This window comes from Falsiroseomonas sp., from assembly GCF_051860665.1.
Classification (GTDB): domain Bacteria; phylum Pseudomonadota; class Alphaproteobacteria; order Acetobacterales; family Acetobacteraceae; genus Falsiroseomonas.
In genome coordinates this window covers 354,090-374,439 of record NZ_JBHYDM010000002.1, presented here as the reverse complement: position 1 = coordinate 374,439, position 20,350 = coordinate 354,090, and the positions used below count along the sequence as shown (strand labels likewise).

Below are 20,350 nucleotides of genomic sequence, written 5' to 3'. Positions count from 1 at the left end.
TGTTTGTCGCGAAGCCGCTCTCGTCGAGAAAGACCAAGCGAGCGGGGTTCAGCCCGGGCTGGTCAGCCCGCCAGGCGACGCGGGCCGCGGCGACATCGGCGCGGTCCTGCTCCGCCGCCCGCTGTGACTTTTTTTGAGCGTCCAGCCGAGCCGCTCGAGCCCGGTCCAGATGCAGGCATTGCTGACGCTCACGCCGCGCACTTCAAACAGCCAGCGGCGCAACTCGGCCAGCGTTGCGTCGGGCTTGGCGCGAAGATGAGCCAGTAGCGCCGCCTCATGTCCAGCCAGCTTTGGCGGGCGGCTGCCACCACCGCGCCGCGGTGCCACGTCGCCCGTTGCCGCGCGGCGCCCCAGCGCCTTGTAGATATAGGAGATGCTGACCCGGAAAAGCGACGCGACCTCGCGCACCGCCCGCCCCGCGTCCACCGCCGCCAGCACCCGCTCGCGCAGATCCTGCGAGTAGGCCAGCCCAGACCGCCACGCCATCACACCCTCCGGCCAGATCACCGGACGCCTATGAATCACACTGACGACCCGTGCCGGAATCCCCAATCCGATTCCGGCTGAGGTGAAAACGCTCTAGCTCCGGGTCAGCCTTTCCCACAGCAGGTCGAAGAAGCCGGGCGCGTCCAGGCGGTTCAGCACCGTCGCGTTGTGCGGCTTGCCCGTGGTGCCGAAGAAGTCGCCGACCGTCTGGCCGAAGCTGTGCTGCCCGGTCAGCTCGACCGCCACATGTGCCGGCCTTCCGCCGAACAGCTCCGGCCGCAGGAGGTAGGCGATCACGGTCGGGTCGTGCAGCGGGCCGCCGGGCTCGCCGTAGCGGGCGGGGTCGTTGCGGTCGTAGAAGGTGATGAGGTCGGCGGCGAGGCTGGTGATCCGGCCACCGCGCGCCCGCAGATCCGCCACGCGCGCCGGGGTCGCCAGGGCCTGGAAGGTGAGGTCGAGCGGCGCCAGCACCACCGGCACGCCGCAGCGCAGCACCATCTCCGCCGCATGGGCATCGGCCAGCACGTTGAATTCGGCGCTCGGCGTGCGGTTGCCGCCGGCGGCGAAGGCGCCCGCCATGGCGACGATTCGGTCCATGCCGCGGACGATCCCCGGCTCTCGCGCCAGGGCGACGGCCAGGTTGGTCAGCGGGCCGAGCGTGCAGACGGTGATCGGCGCGCCGGCCTCCGCAGCCGCCAGCAGATGCGCGATCAGCACATCCACCGAATGCCCGGCTGCGACCGGCGCCGCGCTTTCGGGCAGCAGCGAGCCGCCGAGGCCGCCCTCGCCGCTGTATTTGCCGCGCAGCACCGGGCCAAGCAGCGGGCCTTCGCAGCCTCGATGCACCGGCACCTCCGGCCGCCCGGCCAGCGCCACCACGCGGCGGCCATTCTCGAAGGTCCGCTCGGCCGGGACATTGCCGGCCACCGTGGTGACGGCCAGCACCTCCAGCTCCGGCGAGGCGAGCGCCAGCAGCAGGGCGATGGCGTCATCCACGCCCGGATCGCAATCGATGAGGATCCTCATCGCCCGGCATTCCCCGCCAGGGTGTAGCCGTCCGAGCGCTGGCGGTAGGTGATGCCGGCGCGGGAGGCCCAGGTATTGGCCAGGAAGAACACCGGGATCACGCCCATCTCGCCGATGGCGAGCTCCGTCGCCTGGCGCAGCAGCGCCTCCCGCGGCGCGTCCTCGACCGTCGCCAGGGCCTGATGCAGCAGGCGGTCGAACTCGGCGTTGGAATAGCGGCCGCGATTGCCGGAGCCGTCGCCGCGCGCCGCGTCGAAGGTGGCGAGCAGCGGGCGCAGGACGGAGGAAGCCTCGCCCGTCTCGGCCGCGGCGCCGCCCATGATCAGCGTGTAGTCGCGGGCGCTGGCGCGGGTGAAGAAGACGCTGCCGGGCTGCACCACCACCTGGGTTGCGATGCCGGCGCGGGTCCACATCTGCGCCAGCGCCTGGGCCACCCGCTCGTCATTCGGGTAGCGGTCGTTGGTGGCGTGGAAGGTGAGGGCAAAGCCGTTGGGCAGCCCGGCCTCGGTCAGCAGGCGGCGGGCGCCGGGCAGGTCGAAGCTCGGCGCGGCGATGGCGGGGGCATGGCCGAAATAGCCCTCTGGCACCAGCTGGCCGGCGGGCGCGCCCTCGCCATCCATCACGCGCTCGACCAGCGCCGCGCGGTTGATGGACATCGACAGGGCGCGGCGCACGCGGGCATCGCGGAAGGGATTGGCGATGGCGCTGCCATCCTTGGCGGTGGCGAAGGGCGTGCGGTCCCGGTCCTGGTCGGGGTGCAGATACATCACGCGGTTGGAGGCGGCGCTGGCCATGGCGATGCGCGGCGCGCGGCGCAGCCTTTCGGCATCCGGCGTCGGCACCTGCTCGATCAGGTCGAGGTCGCCGGCCAGCAGCCCGGCGACGCGGCCGGCATTGTTGGTGGCGAAGCGGAAGCTGACGCGCTGCCAGGGATTCGTGGGGTCCACCGCGGCCAGCTCCACCCGATCGCCCGGCTGATGCGCGACGAAGCGATAGGGGCCGGTGCCGTTCAGCCCGCGGCCGGCATTGAGGTCGCTGGTCTCCGCATCCTCGACCGCCGCGGGCAGGATGGCGATGCGGCTGAGCGCGCCGGGCAGCAGGGGGAAGGGCTCGGCCGTGGTGAGGCGGATGGTGCGGGCATCCACCACCTGGATGCCGGTGATCGGCCGCACGAAGGGCAGGAAGGAGGAGGGGCTGTTCCGCACCTTCGGGATGCGCCGGAGGCTGGCGGCGACATCCTCCGCGGCGACCGGCGCGCCGTCATGGAAGCGCGCGCCCTCACGCAGCACGAATTCCCAGGTGGTGCCGTCCACGGCACGCCAGGATTCGGCCAGGCCCGGCACCAGCTGTTGCCGGTCGTCCTGGTTCACCAGGCCATCGAAAATGTTGCGGGCCAGCGCGCTGTTGGAGCCGATGACGTGGAAATGCGGGTCGAGCGAGGTGATGTTCGCCGCGAGACCGATCCGCAACTCCTGCGCCGCGGCGGGAAGGGCGGCCAGCGCGAGGGCGGTGGCGAGAAGGGGCAGGCGCATGGGCAGGGTGTGTCGCTTCCGGGTGCAAAGGCGGCGGACACTGCCGCCGCCTGACGGCCCCGGCAAGCTCAGCCCAGCATGATGGGCCGCACCGATGCCCGGGCGCGGCGGGCCTCCGCTTCCGGCAGCGGGTCCAGGCCATAGATGAGAATACCCATCTGCATGCCGTCATTCCGCACCCGATAGACCGAATCGATGGCGAAGCCGGCGGGCTGCGGGCTGTGGCCGCCGAAGAAGGTCACCTGCATGCGCTCCGGCTGGTCGAGGCTCAGCCGCAGCCGGCCCTCCTCCGCCACGGCGCCCAGTTCGGCTGCCAGGGCGAGGCGGAGGGAGATGACCTGGTCCAGGTGGTCGGCGACGAAGCGCCCAAAGCTTTCGGAGGTATCGGGCGTGAGGCGGCCGCGCAGCTCCTCCACCTGGCCCTGCGCCAGGCCGGGGCGGGCCAGCAGCAGGGCGGGCAGGGCGAGCAGCAGCGGGCGGCGGGCGGGGGGGCGTGCCATGCGATCTCCGCATCCTGTGGAGCCCTCACCAAGCTCCGGAATGCGGCGAGGGCGTGGCCTGGCCCGCGCGCCTCAAGCGATGGTGAGGCGGCTCACGCCCGCTTGCGCTTCTTCACCGGGATGGGCGCCTGCACTTCGCCTTCGCGGGCCAGGATCGGTGCCAGGAAGCGGCCGGTATGGCTTTCCGGCTCGGCCGCGACCTGTTCCGGCGTGCCCTTGGCGACGATCCGCCCGCCGCCCTCGCCACCCTCAGGGCCGAGATCCAGCACCCAGTCGGCGGTCTTGATGACCTCCAGATTGTGCTCGATCACCACCACGGTATTGCCCTGCGCGACCAGCGCATGCAGCACCTCCAGCAGCTTTCGCACATCCTCGAAATGCAGGCCCGTCGTTGGTTCGTCGAGAATATAGAGCGTGCGGCCGGTGGCGCGGCGCGACAGTTCCTTGGACAGCTTGATCCGTTGCGCCTCGCCGCCCGACAGCGTGGTGGCCTGCTGCCCGAGATGGATATAGCCGAGGCCGACATCGCGCAGCACCACCAGCTTGTCGCGGATGGCGGGCACGGCAGAGAAGAACTCCGCGCCCTCATCCACCGTCATGTCCAGCACGTCGGCGATGGATTTGCCGCGGAACTTCACTTCCAGGGTTTCGCGGTTGTAGCGCTTGCCCTTGCAGGTATCGCAGGTGACGTAGACGTCCGGCAGGAAGTGCATCTCGATCTTCAGCACGCCATCGCCCTGGCAGGCCTCGCAGCGGCCGCCCTTGACGTTGAAGCTGAAGCGGCCGGGCGCATAGCCGCGGGCCCGTGAATCGGGAAGCTCCGAGAACCAGTCGCGGATCGGTGCGAAGAGGCCGGTATAGGTGGCGGGGTTGGAGCGCGGCGTGCGGCCGATCGGCGACTGGTCGATGTCGATGATCTTGTCGAGATGCTCCAGACCCTCGATCCGCTCATGCGGGGCAGGGACCTCGCCGCTGCCCATCAGGCGGCGGGAGGCCGCCTTGAACAGCGTCTCGATGATCAGCGTGGACTTGCCGCCGCCCGAAACGCCGGCGATGCAGCAGAAGGTGCCGAGCGGGATTTCCGCCGTCACATCCTTCAGATTGTTGCCGCGCGCGCCCACCACGCGGACCATGCGCTTCAGGTCGATGGGGCGCCGCGTCGCCGGCATGGGGATGCGGCGCTTGCCCGAGAGATAATGGCCGGTGACGCTTTCGGGATTCGCCTCCACCTCCGCCGGCGTCCCCTGGGCGATGATGCGGCCGCCGCCCTTGCCGGCGGCGGGGCCGATATCGATCAGGTGGTCGGCGCTGCGGATCGCATCCTCGTCATGCTCCACCACCAGCACCGTATTGCCGATGTCGCGCAGCCGCCGAAGGGTCTTCAGCAGGCGTTCGTTGTCGCGCTGATGCAGGCCGATGCTGGGCTCGTCCAGAACGTAGAGCACGCCGGTGAGCCCCGAGCCGATCTGCGAGGCGAGCCGGATGCGCTGCGATTCACCGCCGGAGAGCGTGGCGGAAGACCGGCCGAGGCTGAGATAATCCAGCCCGACATCGACCAGGAACTGCAGGCGTTCCTCGATCTCCCGCAGGATGCGGCGCGCGATTTCCTGCCGCTGCGGCGTCAGCGTCGGCATCACCCCCGCGAACCATTTTCTCGATTTGATGATCGAGAGGTCGTTGACCATGCCGATATGCTCGCCGGCGATCTTCACCGACAGCGCCTCGGGCTTCAGGCGATGGCCGTTGCAGGCGGGGCAGGGGCGGGAGGCCTGGTAGCGGGAGAGATCCTCGCGCACCCAGGGATTGTCGGTTTCGCGATACCGGCGTTCGAGGTTCGGGATGACGCCCTCGAAGGCCTTCTTCACGTCATAGGCGCGCAGGCCGTCCTTGTACTTCAAGGTCACGACTTCGCTGCCGGTGCCGTGCATGACCACCTGGCGAAAAGCCTTGGTGAGGTCGCCCCACTGCGTGGTCATCGAGACCTTGAAGTGCCGTGCCAGGCTTTCCAGCGTCTGGTCGTAATAGGGCGACTGCGCGCCGGCCCAGGGCTGCACCGCGCCATCCTTCAGCGACTTGGTGTCATCCGGCACCACCAGCTGCGGGTCGAAGAAATTCTGCGTGCCGAGGCCGTCGCAGGTGGGGCAGGCGCCCTGCGGGCTGTTGAAGGAAAACAGCCGCGGCTCGATTTCCTCGATGGTGAAGCCGGAGACCGGGCAGGCGAATTTCTGCGAGAAGACCGTGCGCTCGCCGCCATCGGCGGGCTCGGCATAGGCCACGCCGTCCGCCAGGCCCAGCGCCGTCTCCAGGCTGTCGGCGAGCCGCGCCTCGATGCCTTCGCGGACCACGATGCGGTCCACGACTACCTCGATATCGTGCTTCAGCTTCTTGTTGAGGTTTGGCACCTCCGCGATCTGGTGCAGCGTGCCGTTCACCTTCACCCGCTCAAAGCCGCGCCGCTGGAATTCGAGAAAATCCTTCTTGAACTCGCCCTTCTTGCCCTTGGCGACGGGGGCAAGCAGCAGCAGCCGCGTGCCCTCGGGCATGGCCATGATGCGGTCCACCATCTGGCTGACCGTCTGCGCCTCGATCGGCAGGCCGGTCGCCGGCGAATAGGGCACGCCGACCCGCGCCCAGAGCAGGCGCATATAGTCGTGGATTTCGGTCACCGTGCCGACGGTGGAACGCGGATTGTGGCTGGTGGTCTTCTGTTCGATGGAGATCGCCGGCGACAGGCCCTCGATGCTGTCCACATCCGGCTTCTGCATCAGCTGCAGGAACTGCCGCGCATAGGCGGAGAGGGATTCGACATAGCGGCGCTGGCCCTCGGCATAGATGGTGTCGAAGGCGAGCGACGACTTGCCGGAGCCCGACAGGCCCGTGACCACCGTCAGCGTGTCGCGCGGGATGTCGATGTCGATGTTCTTGAGGTTGTGCTCCCGCGCGCCGCGGACGCGGATCTGGCCGCTCATGGATGGTCCACCGATTTTCGAAGGGACGCCGGACCCGCAGGACGGGCTGGCGTTCACAATGTGTTCTGGTTAATCTGCCACCATATAGGTGGGTCGGGAAGGGGTTTTGCGAGGCGCGCGCGGCGCAGTGCTGCTGCGACTGGCAGGAACCTCGCCTTCCGGCTAGCCTCGGCGGTTGAGATCGAGGGAATTGCGGCCATGGCCGGTGTCAACAAAGTTATCCTGGTGGGCCGGCTTGGCCGCGACCCGGAAGTCCGGAACTTCCAGAATGGCGGCCGGGTGGTGAACCTGCGCCTGGCCACCTCGGAACGCTACAAGGACCGCGAGGGCAACCAGCAGGAGCGGACCGAATGGCATTCGGTCGCCATCTTCAATGAGAAGCTGGGCGAGATCGCCGAGAAGTACCTGAAGAAGGGCTCCGAGGTCTATGTCGAGGGCCAGCTGGAGACCCGCAAGTGGCAGGACCAGGCGGGCGCCGACCGCTACTCCACCGAGATCGTGCTGCGCCAGTTCCGTGGCGAGCTCGCGCTGCTGGGTGGGCGTGCGGGCGGTGGGGCCGATCCCGGCGACGGTGGTGAATCCGGCGGCTATGGCGGTGGTGGCGGCTATGGCGGGGGCGGCGGTGGCCGCTCCTCGGCGCCGGCACGCTCCGGCGGTGGCGGTTGGGACAATAGCGGCGGCGGCGCGCGATCTGGCGGCGGCGGCCGCAGCGCGCCTGCGAAGGGCGGCAGCGACCTGGACGACGATATCCCGTTCTGAGACGTTTCTCAGATAACCGTCCCGAGTCGGGTGGAATAGACGCGGCGAGGTAGCCCCACGACGGGGCTTGCGCTTGCTGCAAGACGGAGGGTCACGTAGTCTATTTTACGTGATTCCTCCGACCTCTCACCCGCGCCAGACGCCGATCGAGATCATCCGGCGCCGCGTGCGCCTGGCCTATGATGCGGTCGCCGCAAGGTCGTGGACCCGCCTTCCACGGGTGACGGAGGACGGCCTCAACGCCATTTCCTTCCTGTTCCCGGCCGGCGAGACCTTCTTCGTCCGCTCCGTCGCGCACTACAAGGATCGCATCACCGATCCCGCGCTGAAGGAGGCCGCCTCCCGCTTCATCTTCCAGGAGGCGATGCACTCCAAGGAGCATGAACGCTCCAACGCCGCGCTGCGCGAGGCGAATGTGCTGGGGGCGGAGCTCGAGACCGTCGCGAAGGTGCTGCTGGGCGCGGCGCGGATCTTCCTGCCGCCGGCGACGCGGCTGGCCATCACCTGCGCGCTGGAGCACTTCACGGCGATGCTGGCGGAACGCCTGCTGTCCCGCCGCTGGCTGGCGCGGGAGGGGACGGACCCTGCCTTTGCCGGCCTCTGGCTGTGGCATGCGGCGGAGGAGATCGAGCACAAGGCGGTCTGCTTCGACGTCTATGAGCATGTCTTCGGCCGCGGCCTTCTGGCCTGGCTGCATCGCATCGCGGCCATGGCCATGGTCAGCACCTTCGGCGCCATCGGGCTTCTGGTGGCCTTCACGGTGGTGCGGGTGAAGCTGGCGCTCCGCGGGCGCGGGCGCAAGGCAGGTGACAGCAAGGCAGGGCCGAGCCTGGGCAATCTCTTCGCCACCGTCTCGGCGCAGAGCTACCTGGCCTATTACCGCCGCGATTTTCATCCCTGGGACCAGGATGACCGGCCGCTACTTGAGGAATGGAAGCGCGAGAACCCCGGCTTCGGCCTGCAGGACCACGCGCCATATCCCGGCTGAGCGTCAGCCCCGGTCGAAGCGCAGCAGGCTGTATTTCAGCAGCCCGCTGCGGCCATAGAAATCCAGCAGCCCGATCAGCGGCCCGCTGAAGCCGGCCACCAGCCGGCTGCCGCCGGCCTGCCGGGCCAGGTGCTTCAGGAAGGCATAGGTAGGCAGGGTATGGCGGGTGATGTCGCGCAGCGTCGTCACCCGCAGCCCGGCCCGCGCTGCCAGCGCCCGGTAGCCGGCCGCGGTGCAGGAGGTGTCGCATTCCCCCAGCAGATTGATCCGCCGCAGCGCCTTCAGTTTCGTCAGACGCCCGAGCGGCGCGAAGAGCGGGGAGGGGACGAAATCCGACAGAACCAGCACGCCGCCCGGGCGCAGCACCCGCCGCACCTCCGCCAGGAAGGCGCTCCGGGAGGGAAAGTGGAAGATGCATTCCACCGCCAGAACGCGGTCGAAGCTGGCATCGGCGAAGGGCAGGGTGCAGGCATCGGCCGCGACGAAGTTGATGGCGCTGCCGGGCCGCGGCTGCGCCAGGCGGGCGGCGCGCTGCAACTGCCGTGGATCGATGTTCAGGCCAACCAGGTCCAGCCGCTCCACCCGTTCGTCCAGCGTGGCCAGGGTGCCGCCGAAGCCGCAGCCGGCATCCAGCACCCGCATGCCGGGGCGGATCTCGGCGAGGGCCAGCAACTCCAGGCTCAGCCGTTCCGCGGCCCGGCCGTAATCCTCGGGCGAATCGGGGCGGGCGCTGGCCGGGTCGGGCCAGTAGCCCCAATGGATATGGCGGCCGAAGCTGCGTTCCAGCGCCGGGTTGCCGCGCGCCAATTGGCCCAGAAGCTGGTCGATATAGGGCAGCGTCATGCCTGGAACCCGCCCGCCTGCCGCATCGCCACCCTTTCCGCCGCCGCATGCGGCCTTTCGTCATTCATGCTAAGCCAGGACCGGCGGATGCGAAACGCGGCGTTGCGGCGGTGGCGGGCCCGGCTCCGGGGCGGGAATCGCCGTCTCCTGCGCGGTTGCACCCCTTCCGCCGGGGCCGGGAATTGCCTAATCCAACCCCGCCGGCCCCCGCTACGTCTGGCGCCGCCTTTGCCCGGCCTTGCCGTGCAGGGCCATCGATGAGGAATCCGCGTTGAGCGACACGTCACCGCCGCCGGGCGAACCCACCCCCGGGCCGAATGAGATCGAACCGGTCGGGCTCGAGGCGGAGATGCGCCGGTCCTACCTGGACTACGCCATGTCGGTCATCGTCGCGCGCGCCCTGCCGGATGCGCGGGACGGGTTGAAGCCGGTGCATCGGCGCATCCTCTATGCCATGCACGAGTCCGGCTACGTCGCGGACAAGCCGCATCGCAAATCGGCCCGTGTCGTCGGCGACGTGATGGGCAAGTACCATCCGCATGGCGATGCCTCGATCTACGACGCGACCGTGCGGATGGCGCAGTACTTCTCCATGCGCGTGCCGCTGATCGACGGCCAGGGCAATTTCGGCTCGATGGACGGCGATCCGCCGGCGCAGATGCGCTACACCGAGGTCCGCCTGGCCAAGTCCGCCTCCGCCCTGCTGGAGGGGATCGACGAGGACACGGTCGACTTCCAGCCGAACTACGACGAATCGGAAAGCGAGCCGCGCGTCCTGCCGGCCGCCTTCCCGAACCTGCTCGTCAATGGCGCGCAGGGCATCGCCGTCGGCATGGCGACCAATATCCCGACGCACAATCCCGGCGAGGTGATCGACGCCGCCCTGAAGCTGATCGAGGATCCGGCCACCAGCCTCGATGAGCTGATGAAGATCATTCCCGGCCCGGACTTTCCGACCGGTGGCTTGATCCTGGGCCGCGCCGGCATCCGCGCCGCCTTCGAGACCGGCCGCGGTTCCATTCCGCTGCGGGCGCGGGCCACGATCGAGGAGATGCGCGGCGGGCGGTCGATGATCGTGGTCACGGAAATTCCGTACCAGGTCAACAAGTCGACCCTGATCGAGAAGATCGCGGAGCTGGTGCGCGCCAAGGCGATCGAGGGCATTTCCGACCTGCGCGACGAGTCGGATCGCGACGGGCTGCGCATCGTCGTCGAGCTGAAGAAGGATGCGACGCCGGAGGTGGTGCTGAACCAGCTCTATCGCTTCACCCAGCTGCAGACCTCCTTCGGCGTGAACTTCGTCGCGCTCGATGAGGGGCGGCCGCGGCTGATGGGGCTGCGCGACGCGCTGATGGCTTTCCTGAAGTTCCGCGAGGACGTGATCCTGCGGCGCTCCCGCTTCCGCCTGGCCAAGGCGCGCGATCGCGGCCACCAGCTGATCGGCCTGGCCATCGCGGTGGCCAATATCGACGAGGTGATCCGCCTGATCCGTGCCGCGCCGGATGCGGCGACGGCGCGCGCGGAGCTGATGGCGCGCGACTGGCCGGCGGCCGATGTGGCGCCGCTGCTGGCGCTGGTCGATGACGTGCGCAACACGATCAGCGAGGCCAGCACGGTCCGCCTGACCGAGGAGCAGGCGCGCGGCATCCTGGCGCTGACCCTCAGCCGCCTGACCGGGCTGGAGCGGGAGAAGATCAACGCCGAGCTGTCCGAGGTGGCGGCCACGATCACCGAGCTGCTGGACATCCTCTCCTCCCGCCCCCGGCGGCTGGAGCTGATGGCGCAGGAGCTGGTGGCGGTGCGCGCGCAGATCGCCGTGCCGCGCATGACCGACATCGTCGACGGCATCGCCGACCAGGACGACGAGAGCCTGATCGAGCCCGGCACCATGGTGGTGACCCTGACGCGCGACGGCTATGTGAAGCGCACCGGCCTCGACGTCTTCCGCAGCCAGAACCGCGGCGGCCGTGGCCGCTCAGGCGCCGCGACGCGGGAGGATGACATCGTCGTCCGCAGCTTCGTCGCGCATACCCATCAATGGGTGCTGTTCTTCACCTCGCGCGGCATCGCCTTCCGCGAGAAGATCTGGCAGCTGCCGGAAGGCGGCGCCACGGGCCGCGGCCGCAGCCTGCGCCAGGTGCTGCAGCTGCAGGATGGGGAACAGGTCACGGCGGTGCTGCCGCTGCCGCAGGACGAAGGCCTGTGGGAGAACCTGCACCTGGTCTTCGCCACGGCGCAGGGCAATGTCCGGCGCAACAAGCTGTCCGACTTCAAGAATGTCCGCGCCATGGGCCTCATCGCCATGAAGCTGGACGAGGGCGACAGCCTGATCGGCGTCGCCACCTGCCGCGAGGGCGATGACGTGATGCTGGCGACCCGCAATGGCCGCTGCATCCGCTTCCAGGCGGAATCGGACCAGCTGCGCGTCTTTGCCGGCCGCGATTCCAGCGGCGTGCGCGGCATCCGCCTGCTGAACAAGGACGAGGTGATCTCGCTGGCCGTGCTGACGCATGTGGAGGCCTCGCCGGATGAGCGCGCCGCCTTCCTGCGCCACAGCGCCCAGCGCCGCCGCGCGGCCGGCGAGGATGTGGCGCCGGATGCCGAGGTTGCGGCCAGTGCCGCGGCCGAGGAGGCGGAGGAAGGCAATGCCGACGCCGATGCCGATGCTGGGCCGGTCTCCGCGGAGCGGCTGGCGGAGCTCGATCGCCTCGAACAGATCCTGCTGGTGGTGACCGATCGCGGCTTCGGCAAGCGCAGCAGCGCCTATGAATACCGCGTCACCGGCCGCGGCGGCCAGGGCATCACCAATATCACCCTCAGCCAGCGCACGGGGCGGGAGGTGGTGGCCACCTTCGCCGTGCGGCCGGGCGACGGCGTGATGCTGGTGACCAATGGCGGGCGGCTGATCCGCCTGCCGGCGGACCAGATCCGCGTCACCGGCCGCGGCGCCATGGGCGTGACCCTGCTGCGGCTCGGCGAGACGGAGCGCGTCACCTCCTGCTTCCCGGTGGTGGAGGAGGTGGAGACCCAGGTGGAAGCCGCGGTCGATGCGCCCGAATCCCTGGCCGAGCCGGATGCGACGCCGGAGACGGAGGGCGGCGCCGATGTCTGACCTGCGGATCGGCATCTATCCCGGCACCTTCGACCCGGTGACCAATGGCCACCTGGACGTCATCGCCCGCGCCGCGCGGCTGGTGGACCGGCTGGTGGTCGGCGTCGCCATCAATTCCGGCAAGGGCCCGCTGTTCTCGCTGGATGAGCGGGTGGAGCTGGTGCGGGCGGAGACGGATACCATCGCCGCCCAGGTGGGCAGCGAGATCGTGGTGGTGCCCTTCACCGGCCTGCTGATCGATTTCGCGCGGCAGTCCAGCGCGCGGATGATCATCCGCGGCCTGCGCGCCGTCTCCGATTTCGACTACGAATTCCAGATGGCCGGCATGAACCATCGCCTGGCGCCGGATGTCGAAACCGTCTTCCTGATGGCGAGCGAAACGAACCAGTTCATCTCCTCCCGCTTTGTGAAGGAGGTCGCCACCCTCGGGGGCGACGTGACCTCCTTCGTGCCGAAGCTGACCCTGGAACGCACGCTGGCGCGCGTGCGTCATCGCAAGGATGCCGCAGAATGACCGGACCCAAGATGCTCCGCCGCAGCCTGCTCGGCGCCGGCCTCGCCACCCCGCTGCTCGGCGCCGGCCTGGCGCGGGCCCAGGCGCCGACGGACCCGGAGAATACGCTGTTCCTGGAGCTGAAGGATGGCCGCGTGACCATCCAGCTGCTGCCGGAGCTGGCGCCGCGCCATGTGGAGCGCATCAAGCTGCTGGCGCGCCGCAACTTTTACGACAACACGCCCTTCCATCGCGTGATCGAGGGCTTCATGGCGCAGGGCGGCGACCCGACGGGCACCGGCACCGGCGGCTCCGACCTGCCCGACCTGCCGGCCGAATTCACGCCGGCGAACCGGGCGCGCTTCCTGCGCGGCACCTGCGGCATGGCGCGCACCAGCAATCCGAACAGCGCCAATAGCCAGTTCTTCATCATGTTCGCGCCGGCGCCGAACCTGGATGGGCAATACACCATCTGGGGCCGCGTGGTGGCGGGGATGGAGGCGGTGGACAAGATCAAGCGCGGGCAGGGGCCGTCCGGCATGGTGCCGCAGCCGGCGGATCGCATCCGCGCGATGCGGGTGGCAGCCGACGCGCGCTGAGGCGGATTCGCTCCCCAGGATTCAAAGACACACGGAAGGATCGAGACCATGAGCGCATCCATCGCGCCCGAGAACACGCTGCTGCTGGAACTGGCCAGCGGCGTGGTGACCATCGAGCTGCTGCCCGAGCTGGCGCCGGCCCATGTCGAGCGGATCAAGACGCTGGCCAGCGCCGGCTTCTACGACAACACGCCCTTCCACCGCGTGATCGAAGGCTTCATGGCGCAGGGCGGCGACCCGACCGGCACCGGCACCGGCGGCTCCGAGCATCCGGACCTGCCGGCGGAATTCAGCCCGCCCGCCAAGGCGAAGTTCCTGCGCGGCACCTGCGGCATGGCGCGCACCAACAACCCGAACAGCGCCAATAGCCAGTTCTTCATCATGTTCGCGCCGGCGCCGAGCCTGGATGGCCAGTACACCATCTGGGGCCGCGTGGTGGATGGCATGGATCTGGTCGACAAGATCAAGCGGGGCCAGGGCCCGAACGGGATCGCGCGGGATCCGGACCGGGTGAAGTCCATGCGCCTCGGCAGCGCCACGGGCGCCGCGGGGGTTGACAGCACCCCGGCTGCCGACGCCTAACACGCCTCCGCGCGGCCCTTCCCGGGGCCGCGCGCACCCCGAGCCCGTAGCTCAGCCGGTAGAGCACGTGACTTTTAATCATGGGGTCGTGGGTTCGAGTCCCACCGGGCTCACCAATGCATCCGGCCCCGCACGCGCCCCATCCACGCGGGGCGCGTCCGGCGGCGCGCTCAGACCTCCGCCGCCTGCACCTCGCTGTAGGGAAGGCGCTTCACGCGATCCATGTTCAGCCCCTCGATCCGCAGCAGCCGGGTCGGGCCGTCGCGGCGGGGGGCGTGGATCACGCCGGGCTCATAGAGATGCGCATCGCCCGGCCGCAGGGTATAGTCGCGCACCCGCAGCGCCTTGCCGGATTTCAGCCCGTCCGGCCGGCTGATGCAGTCGAAGTCGCTCATCACCGTCTCGCCGGCCGCCTGGCCATAGATCGCCCAGGTCGGGCCGTGGTCGTGCGGGCCGCTGGTCTTGGCGCCGGCATAGGCATGCGCCAGCACCGTGAAGCCCAGCTCCGGATCCTCGTAGATCACCTGGCGTTCGGGCGTGCCCTCGGGGATCTGGGCGGCGACGAAATCGGCATCCTTCAGCGCCTCCCGCACCAGGGTGCAGAGCTTCTCGCGGCCCGCCGTGCCGGGATGGTCCTGCAGGGCCGCCTTGCATTGCGCGGCAAAGGCTTCGAGCGTCAGCGCCATGTCCTGGCCTCCTCCTTGAGCGGATAGAGTCTTCGCCCGCGCCCCGGGCCTGTCAATCGGCCGTGCCGCCCGGCCTGCGCGCCATGCGTACACGCCGCTTTTGATTGCAAAGCATCCACCAATCGGTAAGGAAACGGCCATTCGTCGCGCGGTGCCCCTTCCGGGGGCGTCGGCCAGCGCTTGCAGGAACGGCCGGACCCAAGGCACCGGCCCGGGGCACTGCGGCGCGCCGGGGCGCCTGCGCAACTCCCAGGAACAGAAGGACTTTCCCCCGCATGGCAGACCACGCTTCCAGCCGCCCAGGCCGCCCGATATCGCTGTTGCGGACCTTCATGGCCAATGAGGCCTCGGGCGGGCTGGTGCTGATGGGGACCGCGCTGCTGGCGCTGGTGGTGGCCAATTCGCCCCTGGCGCCGGCCTATTTCGGCGCGCTCTCCAGCTATATCGGCCCGCTTTCGCTGCTGCACTGGATCAATGACGGGCTGATGGCCGTCTTCTTCCTGCTGGTCGGCCTCGAGATCAAGCGGGAGGTGCTGGACGGCCAGCTCTCCACCTGGTCGCGCCGTGCGCTGCCGGGCATCGCGGCGCTGGGCGGCATGCTGGTGCCGGCGCTGATCTACCTGGCCTTCAACGCCTCGAACCCCGCCGCGGTGCGGGGCTGGGCGATCCCGGCCGCCACCGACATCGCCTTCGCGCTCGGCGTGCTGTCCCTGCTGGGCTCGCGGGTGCCGACCTCGCTCAAGGTCTTCCTGACGGCGCTGGCGATCATCGATGACCTGGGCGCGGTGGCGATCATCGCGGTCTTCTATACCGGCGCGATTTCCATGCTCGATCTCGGCCTGGCGGTGGCGGTGCTGGCCGGGCTCGTCGCCATGAACCGGGCCGGCGTGCTGAAGCTCTGGCCCTATCTGCTGCTCGGGCTGGTGCTCTGGCTGCTGGTGCTGCGCTCGGGCGTGCATGCCACGGTGGCGGGCGTGCTGCTGGCCTTCACCATCCCGCTGCGCCCGGCACCGGCCGCGCCCGACCGCGTGGCGGATTCGCCCTTGCACCGGCTGGAGCACGGCATGCACGGCATGGTCGCCTTCCTGGTCATCCCGATCTTCGGCTTCGCCAATGCCGGCGTCAGCTTCGAGGGGGTGACCTGGGCGACGCTCGGCAACAACCTGACCCTCGGCGTCGCCATGGGGCTGCTCTTCGGCAAGCTGATCGGCGTCTTCGGCTTCGCCGCGCTGACCATCCGCATCGGCTGGGCGGAGCTGCCGATGGGGGCGAGCTGGGCGCAGCTGCTGGGCGTCTCGCTGCTCTGCGGCATCGGCTTCACCATGAGCCTCTTCATCGGCCTGCTGGCCTTCGCCGAATCCCAGCTGCTGCAGGACCAGGTGAAGATCGGCATCCTCATGGGGTCGCTGGCGGCGGGCCTGTCCGGCTGGCTGCTGCTGCGCCTGGCGCCGCGGCGCATCCCGGCGCCGCGCACCGGGCGGCGCTGAAGGGCGGCGCTGAAGGGCGGCGCCGCGCCTCAGGCGGAGGCGCGACGCGCCAGCTCCGGCGTGGCGGAGGCACCGACGGCCTCCGCCAGCGCCTGTTCCAGCGTCGCCACGCGGATCGGCTTTTCCACGTGCCCGTCCATGCCGGCCTCGTGGCAGGCCGCGATATCCTCGCGGAAGGCGCCGGCGGTCACCGCCAGGATCGGCAGGTGGCCGATCTGGCCGGGCAGGGCGCGGATGCGGCGGGTCGCCTCCAGCCCATCCATGCCTGGCATCTGCACATCCATCAGCACGGCGTCGTAGCTTCCCGGCGCCCGGGCCACGGCCTCCACCGCCGCGGCGCCATCGGCCACCAGCTCCACGCTATGGCCCACCGCCTCCAGCGTCGCGCGCAGCAGCAGGCGGTTGGCCGCCACGTCATCGGCGGCCAGGATCCGCAGGGGGCGGCGGGTGCCGTGGCCGAGGGGCGCCGGCAGCGGCAGGGCCGGCCCAGGCAGCGGCATCGGCCCGGGAATCGGCGGCAGCGGCGGCTCCCTATTGGCGGCGGCGCCCGGCAGCAGGCCCAGCGGCGGGCTCAGGCGCGCGGCGGCGCCCAGGGGCGCATCGGCCGCCGCCACCGCCGGCAGTTCGAGCCAGAAGACGCTGCCGCGCCCGCCCGGCGCCGGCTCATATTCGATCTGCCCGCCCAGCAGCGCCGCGAAGCGGGCGGAGACGGCGAGCCCAAGGCCGGAGCCCGCCGCCCCGGTGCCGCGCGGGTCATAGCGGACGAAATCCTGGAACAGGCGTCCGTTCAGCAGCGGCGAGACGCCCGGGCCGGTATCGGCCACGTCGAAGCGCAGCCGGCCCTCCAGCGGCTTGAACAGGCGCAGCGTGACGCCGCCCGTCTCGGTGAACTTCACCGCATTGCCCAGCAGATTCAGCAGGATCTGCCGCACCCGCGCGCGGTCCATCAGCACGAGGCGCGGCACATCCGCCGCCACCTCCAGCCGCAGCGACAGGCCCTTCTGGTCCGCCCCCGGGCGCAGCAGGTCGATGCAGGACCGCGCGAGCGCCGCCGCATCGGTCGGCTCCAGCCGCGGCGCCTCGGCGCGCCCGGCCTCGATGGTGCTGATCTCCAGCAGCCGGCCGACCACGCTGGCCAGGTGCTCGCCGGCCTCGGCGATGGTCTTCACCTGCTCGCGGTGGTCGGGCGCCAGGGACTTGTCGCGCAGCAGCAGCTGTGCCCAGCCCAGGATGCCGTTCAGCGGCGTGCGCAACTCATGGCTCGCGGCGGAGAGGAAGCGGGACTTCACCGCGCTCGCCGCGCGCGCCGTCTCCAGCGCCGAGGCCAGGCGGCCGGACATGTGGTCAAGCCGGCTGGCCAGCGCCGCCAGCTCCGGCGTGGCCACGCGCATATCGAGCCCGACGCGGGCGGACAGGTCGCCATCGGCCAGCCGGTCCACGGTCTGGCCCAGCCGGCGGATCGGCCGCAGCACCATCACCTCGCCCAGCACCAGCACCAGGCCCAGCAGCACCAGGCTGCTGAGGCCGAGCAGCAGGTAGGAGAGCAGGCGGCGCCGCTGCACCGGGGCCAGCAGCTCGTCCTCACTGATGCCGACGATCACCCGCGCGCCGCCATGGCCGAGGGGGGCATAGGCGAAGATGCCGGTCGTGCCGTCGAACATCGGGGCCCGCAGCACGCCGGGCGCGGCCGCGGGGAGCGCGGCGCGGACTGCGGGATGGCGGCTGGCGTCCTGCCCCGGCTCCCATTGCCTCTGCGGCATGCCATCGGTCAGCGGCCGATGCAGCGCCACGAGCCGGCCGCGGCTGTCCACCACGCCGATGCGGAACCCGGGCGCCGCGCTGCTCGCGATGATCCGCATCAGCCAGTCCGAATCGAGTCCGGCGCTCATCACCGCGAGGATGTCGCCGTTGGCGTCGAGGACGGGGAGCATCAGGAAGACGGTCGGTGCGCCGCCCAGCGGTGAATGGCGCAGATCGGAGAAGACCTCCGCCTTGCTCTGCAGGACCGCCTGGAATTGCGGGATATGGCTGAAGCTGAAGGGGTCCGATTCGCGGCTGGCGCAGCGCAGCCCGCCATCCACACCGATCACGGCGAGCGAATGCTGCCAGGGGGCGGTGGCGGCGATCTCGCTGAGCACCACCTGGCAGGGCCCGGCATCGGGCGTCGCCTGGAAGCTCGCCGTCACTTCGGGCACGCGGGCCAGCGCCGTCAGCAGGGTGCGGGCCTGGTCGAACAGCGCCGTCACTTCCCGCGCTCCCTGCACGGCAACGGCGAGGGACTGATCCTCCGCGGTCAGGATGCGATCTTTGGCCTCGGTCTCGAACAGCCAGGCGGAGAAGACCAGCATTGGCAGCATGGCCAGCAACCCGAAGCCGGCCCAGCGGCGCCGCACGCCGCGACCCCAGCGGCTGCTGTGCTGGCTGAGGCGCGGGGCCGCGGGGGGGATCTCGGGCCGCGCCGCCAGCTTCCAGCCGGCCGCGGCCGGCGGGCCGGGCGGCTCCAGTGGCGGCGTGGGGGCAGGGCGGCCGATCAGGTAGCCCTGGATCAGGTCGCAGCCCTCGGCGCGCAGGAAATCCAGCTGCGACTGTGTCTCCACCCCCTCCGCGCAGGCCTTGATGCCGAGGCCGCGGCACAGCTGCAGCACGGCGCGGATGACGTTGCGGGCGCGCTCGCTGCCATCGATGTCGCGGATGAAGGACCGGTCGAGCTTCACCTTGTCGAGCGGCAGGGCATGCAGATAGCCGAGCGAGGAATAGCCGGTGCCGAAATCGTCCAGCGCCACCCGCACGCCCAGCACGTGCAGCTCCTCGATGGTCACCGCGGCCGCCGCCTCGTCCTTGATCAGCGTGCCCTCGGTGACCTCCAGCTCCAGCCGGTCCGGCGCCAGGCCGGAATCGCGCAGCAGGCTGGCGACCAGCCCGGCCAGGCCGCCCAGATGGAAGCGGGAGGCGGAGACGTTGAGTGCCACCTTCAGCGGTTGCGGCCAGGCGGCGGCCTGGCGGCAGCCCTCCCGCAGCACCCATTCGTCCAGCATGCCGCCCAGGCCGCAGGCCTCCGCGATCGGCACGAAGACGGAGGGGGAAACCGGGCCGTAGCCCGGCCGGTCCCAGCGCAGCAGCGCCTCGCAGCTGACGATGCGCCCGGTATTGGCATCCGCCACCGGCTGCCATTCGAAGCGGAAGGCGCCATGGGCGAGCGCCGCGCGCAGGTCCCGCTCCAGCGCCTGGCGGCCGGCGAGCTGCCCCTCCATCGCCGGGTCGAAGCGCATCTGCCGGCCGCGGCCCTGGTTCTTCGCGGCATAGAGGGCATTGTCGGCGCGTCGCAGCAGCGCATCGGAATCCAGCCCATCGGCGGGTGCCAGCGCATAGCCGACGGAGGTGCGGATCGGCACCGGCTGGCCCTCGTATTCGAAGGGGGCGCTCAGCGCCTCGATCAGCCGCACCGCCAGCGCCTCCGCCTCCTGGTGCGTCACGGGGCCGGAGAGGATGACCGCGAATTCGTCGCCGCCGAGGCGGGCCACCGTATCCGCGGCGCGGACCGAGGCGGTGAGCCGCCGCGCCGCCTCCCGCAGCAGCGCATCGCCGCCGGCATGGCCCAGCAGGTCGTTCACCGCCTTGAATCGATCGAGGTCGAGGCAGAAGACGGCGAAGGCATGCCCCTCCGGCCCCCGCGCCAGCGCGATCGCCTCCTCCAGCCGCTGTTCGAACAGGGGACGGTTGCCGAGGCCGGTCAGCGGGTCCCGCAGCGCGGCGGACTGGGCCGAATCGAGGCTGCTGCGCAGCTCGATGGCGGCGGCGACGCCCTGGGCGATATCGGCGAGCGCCCGGGCCGCCGTGGCCGGCAGGCTGCGCGGCTGGTGATCCGCCACGGCCAGCGTGCCGAGCGCATGGCCCTGGCGGTCGATGATCGGCGCGCCGGCATAGAAGCGCACATGCGGGGCTTCGAGGACCGCCGGATTGTCCCGGAAGCGGGGATCCTGCGCCGCATCCTCCACCACCATCACGCGGTCCGGCTGCAGGATCGCATGGGCGCAGAAGGCGGTGCGGCGCGGGCCTTCGCAGACATTCAACCCGATCGCGGCCTTGAACCACTGCCGGTCCGCATCGATCAAGGATACGAAAGCCATCGGTGTGCCGCAGAGATGCGCCGCCAGACGCGCGAAGGCATCGAAGCGGGAATCGGGCGGGGTGTCGAGGATGCCGGTGGCATGCAGCGCCTGGAGGCGTTCGACCTCGTTCGCGGGCAAAGCGGCGGACGACAAGGCTGGTCTCGCTTCTCTCCAGGGTG

15 protein-coding genes and 1 tRNA gene are annotated in these 20,350 nt (G+C 70.3%); 8 read left to right on the top strand and 8 right to left on the bottom strand.

Going from position 1 to position 20,350, the window contains the following annotated elements; all coding sequences use genetic code 11:
• Positions 1 to 48: 48 nt before the first annotated feature.
• The 5 genes from ACTIF1_RS03480 to uvrA all read right to left on the bottom strand — a co-directional run bounded on the left by ACTIF1_RS03480 (position 49) and on the right by uvrA (position 6,513).
• The gene (locus ACTIF1_RS03480; RefSeq protein ID WP_439594973.1) at positions 49 to 507 is read right to left on the bottom strand and encodes a helix-turn-helix domain-containing protein; all 459 of its coding nucleotides are present in this window, start codon (positions 505 to 507) and stop codon (positions 49 to 51) included.
• Positions 508 to 579: 72 nt separating this feature from the next.
• The gene (locus ACTIF1_RS03475) at positions 580 to 1,512 is read right to left on the bottom strand and encodes a nucleoside hydrolase (protein WP_439594972.1); all 933 of its coding nucleotides are present in this window, start codon (positions 1,510 to 1,512) and stop codon (positions 580 to 582) included.
• On the bottom strand, positions 1,509 to 3,044 hold the full coding sequence (locus ACTIF1_RS03470; protein WP_439594971.1) for an ABC transporter substrate-binding protein: 1,536 nt from the start codon (positions 3,042 to 3,044) through the stop codon (positions 1,509 to 1,511). Before ACTIF1_RS03470 ends, ACTIF1_RS03475 begins: the two co-directional genes overlap by 4 nt.
• A 68-nt stretch (positions 3,045 to 3,112) precedes the next feature.
• Positions 3,113 to 3,544, bottom strand: coding sequence for a hypothetical protein (locus tag ACTIF1_RS03465; protein ID WP_439594970.1), 432 nt, complete (start codon positions 3,542 to 3,544; stop codon positions 3,113 to 3,115).
• A gap of 92 nt (positions 3,545 to 3,636) precedes the next feature.
• On the bottom strand, positions 3,637 to 6,513 hold the full coding sequence (uvrA, locus tag ACTIF1_RS03460) for an excinuclease ABC subunit UvrA (protein WP_439594969.1): 2,877 nt from the start codon (positions 6,511 to 6,513) through the stop codon (positions 3,637 to 3,639).
• Positions 6,514 to 6,711: 198 nt separating this feature from the next.
• On the opposite strand from uvrA, the gene ssb reads away from it, so the two are divergent.
• Both ssb and ACTIF1_RS03450 read left to right on the top strand, forming a co-directional pair.
• Positions 6,712 to 7,272: a single-stranded DNA-binding protein gene (ssb, locus tag ACTIF1_RS03455; RefSeq protein ID WP_439594968.1), complete on the top strand. Its 561-nt coding sequence runs from the start codon at positions 6,712 to 6,714 to the stop codon at positions 7,270 to 7,272.
• 109 nt (positions 7,273 to 7,381) lie between these two features.
• Positions 7,382 to 8,260 carry a metal-dependent hydrolase gene (locus tag ACTIF1_RS03450; protein ID WP_439594967.1) on the top strand — a complete coding sequence of 293 codons (879 nt, stop codon included), beginning with the start codon at positions 7,382 to 7,384 and terminating at the stop codon, positions 8,258 to 8,260.
• A 3-nt stretch (positions 8,261 to 8,263) separates the two neighbouring features.
• Here ACTIF1_RS03450 and ACTIF1_RS03445 read toward each other — a convergent pair whose 3' ends face one another.
• Positions 8,264 to 9,103, bottom strand: coding sequence for a class I SAM-dependent methyltransferase (locus tag ACTIF1_RS03445; protein ID WP_439594966.1), 840 nt, complete (start codon positions 9,101 to 9,103; stop codon positions 8,264 to 8,266).
• 349 nt (positions 9,104 to 9,452) lie between these two features.
• Here ACTIF1_RS03445 and gyrA point away from each other — a divergent pair, with 349 nt between their 5' ends.
• From gyrA to ACTIF1_RS03420, 5 genes are all read left to right on the top strand, one after another.
• The gene (gene gyrA, locus ACTIF1_RS03440; RefSeq protein ID WP_439594984.1) at positions 9,453 to 12,215 is read left to right on the top strand and encodes a DNA gyrase subunit A; all 2,763 of its coding nucleotides are present in this window, start codon (positions 9,453 to 9,455) and stop codon (positions 12,213 to 12,215) included.
• Positions 12,208 to 12,729, top strand: a complete 522-nt coding sequence (gene coaD, locus ACTIF1_RS03435; RefSeq protein WP_439594965.1) for a pantetheine-phosphate adenylyltransferase — start codon at positions 12,208 to 12,210, stop codon at positions 12,727 to 12,729. The genes gyrA and coaD overlap by 8 nt, the downstream gene beginning before the upstream one ends.
• Positions 12,726 to 13,307 carry a peptidylprolyl isomerase gene (locus tag ACTIF1_RS03430; protein WP_439594964.1) on the top strand — a complete coding sequence of 194 codons (582 nt, stop codon included), beginning with the start codon at positions 12,726 to 12,728 and terminating at the stop codon, positions 13,305 to 13,307. The genes coaD and ACTIF1_RS03430 overlap by 4 nt, the downstream gene beginning before the upstream one ends.
• Positions 13,308 to 13,355: 48 nt before the next feature.
• Positions 13,356 to 13,889 (top strand): peptidylprolyl isomerase, encoded by a 534-nt coding sequence (locus tag ACTIF1_RS03425; protein ID WP_439594963.1) that lies wholly within the window; start codon positions 13,356 to 13,358, stop codon positions 13,887 to 13,889.
• A 40-nt stretch (positions 13,890 to 13,929) separates the two neighbouring features.
• Positions 13,930 to 14,005, top strand: a tRNA-Lys gene (locus ACTIF1_RS03420).
• Positions 14,006 to 14,059: 54 nt separating this feature from the next.
• On the opposite strand, the gene ACTIF1_RS03415 is transcribed toward ACTIF1_RS03420, so the two are convergent.
• Positions 14,060 to 14,575: a hypothetical protein gene (locus ACTIF1_RS03415; RefSeq protein ID WP_439594962.1), complete on the bottom strand. Its 516-nt coding sequence runs from the start codon at positions 14,573 to 14,575 to the stop codon at positions 14,060 to 14,062.
• A gap of 275 nt (positions 14,576 to 14,850) precedes the next feature.
• On the opposite strand from ACTIF1_RS03415, the gene nhaA reads away from it, so the two are divergent.
• The gene (nhaA, locus tag ACTIF1_RS03410) at positions 14,851 to 16,062 is read left to right on the top strand and encodes a Na+/H+ antiporter NhaA (RefSeq protein ID WP_439594961.1); all 1,212 of its coding nucleotides are present in this window, start codon (positions 14,851 to 14,853) and stop codon (positions 16,060 to 16,062) included.
• Positions 16,063 to 16,091: 29 nt separating this feature from the next.
• On the opposite strand, the gene ACTIF1_RS03405 is transcribed toward nhaA, so the two are convergent.
• Positions 16,092 to 20,309, bottom strand: a complete 4,218-nt coding sequence (locus ACTIF1_RS03405) for an EAL domain-containing protein (protein ID WP_439594960.1) — start codon at positions 20,307 to 20,309, stop codon at positions 16,092 to 16,094.
• Positions 20,310 to 20,350: the final 41 nt, after the last annotated feature.

Bases quoted from the DNA above. Each gene is read 5' to 3' on its own strand.
- ACTIF1_RS03425 (WP_439594963.1), top strand. From the start codon at position 13,356: ATGAGCGCATCCATCGCGCCCGAGAACACGCTGCTGCTGGAACTGGCC.
- ssb (WP_439594968.1), top strand. From the start codon at position 6,712: ATGGCCGGTGTCAACAAAGTTATCCTGGTGGGCCGGCTTGGCCGCGAC.
- ACTIF1_RS03430 (WP_439594964.1), top strand. From the start codon at position 12,726: ATGACCGGACCCAAGATGCTCCGCCGCAGCCTGCTCGGCGCCGGCCTC.
- coaD (WP_439594965.1), top strand. From the start codon at position 12,208: ATGTCTGACCTGCGGATCGGCATCTATCCCGGCACCTTCGACCCGGTG.
- ACTIF1_RS03445 (WP_439594966.1), bottom strand. From the start codon at position 9,103: ATGACGCTGCCCTATATCGACCAGCTTCTGGGCCAATTGGCGCGCGGC.
- ACTIF1_RS03470 (WP_439594971.1), bottom strand. From the start codon at position 3,044: ATGCGCCTGCCCCTTCTCGCCACCGCCCTCGCGCTGGCCGCCCTTCCC.
- ACTIF1_RS03475 (WP_439594972.1), bottom strand. From the start codon at position 1,512: ATGAGGATCCTCATCGATTGCGATCCGGGCGTGGATGACGCCATCGCC.
- ACTIF1_RS03415 (WP_439594962.1), bottom strand. From the start codon at position 14,575: ATGGCGCTGACGCTCGAAGCCTTTGCCGCGCAATGCAAGGCGGCCCTG.
- gyrA (WP_439594984.1), top strand. From the start codon at position 9,453: ATGCGCCGGTCCTACCTGGACTACGCCATGTCGGTCATCGTCGCGCGC.
- uvrA (WP_439594969.1), bottom strand. From the start codon at position 6,513: ATGAGCGGCCAGATCCGCGTCCGCGGCGCGCGGGAGCACAACCTCAAG.
- ACTIF1_RS03465 (WP_439594970.1), bottom strand. From the start codon at position 3,544: ATGGCACGCCCCCCCGCCCGCCGCCCGCTGCTGCTCGCCCTGCCCGCC.
- nhaA (WP_439594961.1), top strand. From the start codon at position 14,851: ATGGCAGACCACGCTTCCAGCCGCCCAGGCCGCCCGATATCGCTGTTG.